Raw genomic sequence first — 5,463 nt, 5'->3', positions numbered from 1 at the left:
CGCTAGTAGATGGAAATCGCGCAGCACATGGATGCTTTTGTCACCCTGGTGGTGACGGTAGGAGTGTTGGCAGGGCTTGTCTGGAATCGTTGGCCGGCGGAGTGGCTGATGATGGCCGCTGCCGTGTCGTTGATTCTGCTGGGCGTCATTTCTCCAGCGACCTTCCTGGCCGGCTTCGCCAATCCGGGCATCATGACCATCGGCGCGCTTTTCGTGGTCGCCGCCGGCGTGCAGGAAACCGGGGCGCTGCGCTGGATGCTCGAACGTCTGCTCGGGCGCCCCAGCTCTCCTTCTTCAGCACTGGCACGCCTGATGCCGATCACCTCGCTGCTCAGCGCCTTTTTGAACAATACTCCCGTCGTCGCACTCTTCATTGGCCTGGTTCAGGGCTGGTGCGCGCGCATGAAAATCTCGCCTTCGCGTCTGCTGATGCCCATGAGCTATGCCGCCATCCTTGGCGGTACTTGCACCCTGATCGGCACCAGTACCAACCTGGTCGTCGACGGCCTGCTGCAGTCCCAGGCTAATCTGCCCGGGCTCGGCATCTTTGATATCTCTGCACTGGGCGTGCCTGTGCTGATCATCGGCACTCTGTGGATGGTACTGATCGGCTGGCGTTTCCTGCCCCAGCGCAAGGGGCTGGTCGAACAGCTCGGCAATGGGCGCGAGTATTCCGTGGCCATGCGAGTGGCCGACAAGGGGCCGCTGCACGACAAGAGCATCGAAGAGGCGGGGCTGCGCAGCCTTCAATTCGGCTATCTGGCCGAGATAGAACGTTCCGGCAAGCTGCTGTCCATGGTCGGCCCTGACACCATTCTCCAATCCGGTGATCGCCTCATCTTCGTCGGTGTGGCAGACACGGCACATGAAGTGCGTGTTTTCCGCGGGCTGGAAAGCGACGCCGCAGGCCTGGACCTGGATCATCACCAACGCCGTATGGTCGAGGCCGTCATCGCTCCTAGCTCGCCCGTCGTCGGCATGAACGTGCGTGAAGCGCGCTTTCGTACCCGCTATCAATCCGTGATTCTCGCCGTGTCACGTGATGGTGAGCGCATCAACAGCAAGGTCGGTGACATCGTGCTGCGTCCCGGTGACACCCTGTTGCTGGAAGCCGCTGCCGATTTCACGCGTCTGCATCGCTATAACCGCGAATTCCTGCTGGTCAGTACGCTGGATGGCAATGGCATGCCCAACCTCACCAAGGCGCCTATCGCACTCGTCATCATGAGTCTGATGATCATCACGCACCTGGCGGGCATGGCCGAGCTGGTCGAGGCGGCCGTGGCGGCCGCCATTCTGATGGTCTTCACCGGCTGCCTCCCGGCCTCGCAGGCGCGTGCCAGCATCGATGGCAGCGTGCTGGTCGTCATTGCCGCTGCCCTGGGGCTGGGCCAGGCGATGACCGACAGTGGTGCGGCCCAGATGGTGGCGGATCAGCTCATGCAGCTGGGCGGCGGCTCGCCGCTGCTGATGCTGGCACTCGTCTATCTCACCACGACGCTATTTACCGAGATCATCACCAACAACGCCGCCGCCGTGTTGATGTTTCCGATCGCCATGGCGGTCAGCGAGCAGCTGGGGGTCTCATTGATGCCCTATGCGATTGCCATCATGTTCGCGGCCTCGGCCAGTTTTCTCACCCCGCTGGGCTATCAGACCAACCTGATGGTGATGGGCCCGGGGGGCTACAAGGTGTCCGATTACATGAAGGTCGGTTTGCCGATGAGCCTCATCGTCGGCGTCACCTCGGTCGCTCTGATTCCGCTGATCTGGCCCTTCACGGGCTGATCTGGCCATTTACGCACTGACCTATGTTCTGCTTCGCCTGGCAGCCGCTGGCGAGCGTTACCCTTTACATCGTCAGCCTGGCTGGCGAATTCACACTGACAGGAAGGCACATGACGGATACGACAGTGAGCACGACCGACAGCACGACACGCGCCATGTTGAATGCGTTGGAGGCCATTGCTCGCAAGGCGGGCGCTGCCATCATGGAGATCTACGAGAGCGGTGACTTCACGGTCGACATGAAGTCGGACGATTCCCCGCTGACCACGGCAGACCGCGCAGCACATGCCGTCATCGTCGACGGTCTGAAGGCCATGGAGGCCGAATTTGGCGCCACACCGATCCTGTCCGAGGAAGACGCGGACATCAGCTGGGATGTGCGCAGTGACTGGACGCGTTACTGGCTGGTCGATCCCCTGGATGGCACCAAGGAATTCATCAAGCGCAATGGCGAATTCACCGTCAACATCGCGCTGATCGAGCAGGGCGTGCCGACCATGGGCGTCGTCTATGCGCCGGCCATCGAGACGCTCTACGTCGGTGCCCAACAGGGAGAAGGCCAGGCCGCCATCGCCGAGAAGCAGATTGGTGAAGGTCAGCGTCAGGCCATCGCTGTCAGTGACGTGCCGAGCAGCACCGACAGCTGGCGCATCGTCGGTAGCCGCTCTCACCAGACCGAAGAATTCAAGGCGTTCGTCGCCGACTTCGCTGCCTGCGATATCGTTGCCATGGGCAGCTCACTGAAGCTGTGCTTGGTGGCGGAAGGGGCGGCAGACCTCTACCCGCGCCTCGGCCCGACCTGTGAATGGGATACCGGTGCCGCGCATGCGGTGGTCGAAGCTGCGGGTGGCCAGGTGCTGAATGCCGAGACCCGTCAGGCGCTGCGCTACAACCAGCATGACAGCGTGCTCAACCCCTATTTCATCGTCTGTGCCAAGCCGGCCGCTCCTTGGGCRTGAACCAGGCTCAAGGCAGGGGGTAGGCAAGCGTCACGGGACTGACGCCATGAAGATGTCAGTCTCGTGTCGGAGCAAAGATGTTCTCTTCTCAGTGATATTGGCGAACCATCACGTGCGAAGAGGATAAGGACAACTAGCAGAGTGATCTCAAGGAACCTGTAATGACTGCATCATCTACGGCCGACAAGTTCGGCATCACACCGGAACGTCAGACCCACCTCAAGCAGCTTGAGGCCGAATCCATTCACATCATCCGTGAAGTGGCAGCGGAATTTGCCAATCCGGTCATGCTGTACTCCATCGGCAAGGATTCCGCCGTCATGCTGCACCTGGCGCGCAAGGCCTTTGCGCCGGGCGTGCCGCCGTTCCCGTTGATGCACGTCAACACCACCTGGAAATTCCAGGAAATGATCAAGTTCCGCGACGAGATGGCTGCGGAAGTCGGCATGGAGTTGATCGAGCACATCAACCAGGAAGGCGTCGCGGCGGGTATCAACCCGTTCGATCACGGCAGTGCCAAGTACACCGACATCATGAAGACCGCCGGTCTCAAGCAGGCACTCGACAAGCACGGCTTCGATGCCGCCTTCGGGGGTGCACGTCGTGACGAGGAAGCCTCGCGGGCCAAGGAGCGCGTTTACTCCTTCCGTGATCAGTACCACCGCTGGGACCCCAAGAACCAGCGTCCGGAGCTGTGGAACATCTACAACTCCAAGATCAACAAGGGCGAGTCCATCCGCGTCTTCCCGCTTTCCAACTGGACCGAGCTGGACATCTGGCAGTACATCTACCTCGAGTCCATCAAGATCGTGCCGCTTTACTACTCCGCCGTGCGTCCGGTGGTGAAGCGTGACGGTCTCGACATCATGGTCGACGACGACCGTCTGCCGCTCAAGGAAGGCGAAGTGCCGGAGATGAAGTCCGTGCGTTTCCGCACCCTGGGCTGCTACCCGCTGACCGGCGCCGTGGAATCCACCGCCGCGACCCTGCCGGAAATCATCCAGGAAATGCTGCTGACGCGTACTAGCGAGCGCTCCGGGCGTGCCATCGATCACGACCAGGCCGGCTCGATGGAGAAGAAGAAGCGCGAAGGTTATTTCTAGGATTCATCCCCGGAAATTGCTTCAACTGGCCTCTAAGGGCCATGACGCGCCTCAAGGCATGCAGGACTCAACAAATTGACAGGACGAGGGGTGTCCCAAGCGCTGGAAGCGTCGCGGCTCATACGCCACAAGACGCTCGCGCCGGACAGGCCTCGTTCAGGGAGAATGACAGTGTCACACCAGTCGACGATGATCGCGGAAAATATCGAAGCCTATCTCAAGGAACACGAGCAGAAAGACCTGCTGCGTTTCATCACCTGCGGCAGCGTGGATGACGGCAAGTCGACCCTGATCGGTCGTCTGCTTCACGATTCCAAGATGATCTATGAAGATCAGCTGGCCGCCATCACCCGCGATTCCAAGAAGAGCGGCACCACCGGCAAGGTCGATCTGGCGCTGCTGGTCGATGGCCTGCAGTCCGAGCGTGAGCAGGGCATCACCATCGATGTCGCCTACCGCTACTTCTCCACCGACAAGCGCAAGTTCATCATCGCCGATACCCCGGGGCACGAGCAGTACACCCGTAACATGGCGACCGGGGCTTCCACTGCAAGCCTGGCGATCATCCTGATCGATGCGCGTTATGGCGTACAGACCCAGACCCGTCGTCACAGCTACATCTGCTCGCTGCTGGGCATCCAGCACCTGGTAGTCGCGGTCAACAAGATGGATATCGTCGACTACTCCCAGGAACGTTTCGACGAAATCGTCGCGGACTACAAGGAGTTCGCCAAGGACCTGGAAGTCCCGGATATCCGCTTCGTGCCGCTGTCCGCGCTGGAAGGCGACAACGTCGTCTCCATCAGCGAGCACACCCCGTGGTACGACGATGCCGCCTACGAGGCGCGTCCGCTGATGGACATCCTCGAGACCGTCGATGTCACCGAGGACAGCAACCTGACCGACCTGCGCTTCCCGGTGCAGTACGTCAACCGCCCGAACCTCAACTTCCGTGGCTACTGCGGCACCCTGGCCGCCGGTACCGTCTCACCGGGTCAGCAGATCAAGGTTCTCCCGTCCGGCAGCACCTCCACCGTCGAGCGTATCGTCACCTTCGATGGCGATCTCGACATCGCCTGGCCGGGGCAGGCCGTCACGCTGACCCTGACCGACGAGATCGATATCTCGCGTGGCGACATGATCGTCGCCGAAGATTCCGATCTGGAGCCGTGCACCGCCTTCACCGCTGACGTGGTGTGGATGCATGAGGACCCGCTGATCGTCGGCAAGGAATACGAGCTCAAGCTCGGCACTTCCAGTGTCATCGGTCGCGTCGGTCGCATCATCCACCAGACCGACGTCAACACCATGGCGCGCAACGAAGCGGAGAACATCCCGCTCAACGGCATCGCACGCGTGCAGGTCGAACTGACCCAGCCGCTGGCCATGGACAGCTACCAGCGTTCACCGCATACCGGCAGCTTCGTGTTCATTGAYCGYCTGTCCAACATCACCATCGGTGCGGGCATGGTCAAGGAGACCMTGAGCGCCAGCAACATCGTGTGGCACGACATGGCGGTCACCAAGCAGCGCCGCGCCGATCGCAACAAGCAGAAGCCGTGCATCATCTGGTTCACCGGCCTGTCCGGTGCCGGCAAGTCCACCGCCGCCAA

4 protein-coding genes are annotated in these 5,463 nt (G+C 61.1%); all 4 read left to right on the top strand.

Translation table 11 applies throughout. The features are described 5' to 3' along the window. The first annotated feature begins 27 nt into the window (after positions 1-27). Positions 28-1,788 (top strand): SLC13 family permease, encoded by a 1,761-nt coding sequence (locus AOG28_RS17360; protein ID WP_054557342.1) that lies wholly within the window; start codon positions 28-30, stop codon positions 1,786-1,788. Between the two features lie 110 nt (positions 1,789-1,898). Beyond that, positions 1,899-2,747, top strand: a complete 849-nt coding sequence (gene cysQ, locus AOG28_RS17355) for a 3'(2'),5'-bisphosphate nucleotidase CysQ (protein WP_082388968.1) — start codon at positions 1,899-1,901, stop codon at positions 2,745-2,747. 161 nt (positions 2,748-2,908) lie between these two features. Further along, positions 2,909-3,850: a sulfate adenylyltransferase subunit CysD gene (cysD, locus tag AOG28_RS17350; RefSeq protein WP_054557340.1), complete on the top strand. Its 942-nt coding sequence runs from the start codon at positions 2,909-2,911 to the stop codon at positions 3,848-3,850. 171 nt (positions 3,851-4,021) lie between these two features. Then, positions 4,022-5,463, top strand: a 1,442-nt coding sequence (gene cysN / locus AOG28_RS17345) for a sulfate adenylyltransferase subunit CysN (protein WP_082388969.1), incomplete at its 3' end; no start/stop codon positions are given.

The organism is Cobetia sp. UCD-24C (assembly GCF_001306765.1).
Lineage (GTDB): Bacteria > Pseudomonadota > Gammaproteobacteria > Pseudomonadales > Halomonadaceae > Cobetia > Cobetia amphilecti.
Note: the sequence above shows the minus strand (reverse complement) of the source record. Positions and strands in the feature narration are given on the sequence as shown.

Excerpts from the sequence above, each read along its gene's own strand:
- cysD (WP_054557340.1), top strand. The coding sequence starts at position 2,909 with ATGACTGCATCATCTACGGCCGACAAGTTCGGCATCACACCGGAACGT.
- AOG28_RS17360 (WP_054557342.1), top strand. The coding sequence starts at position 28 with ATGGATGCTTTTGTCACCCTGGTGGTGACGGTAGGAGTGTTGGCAGGG.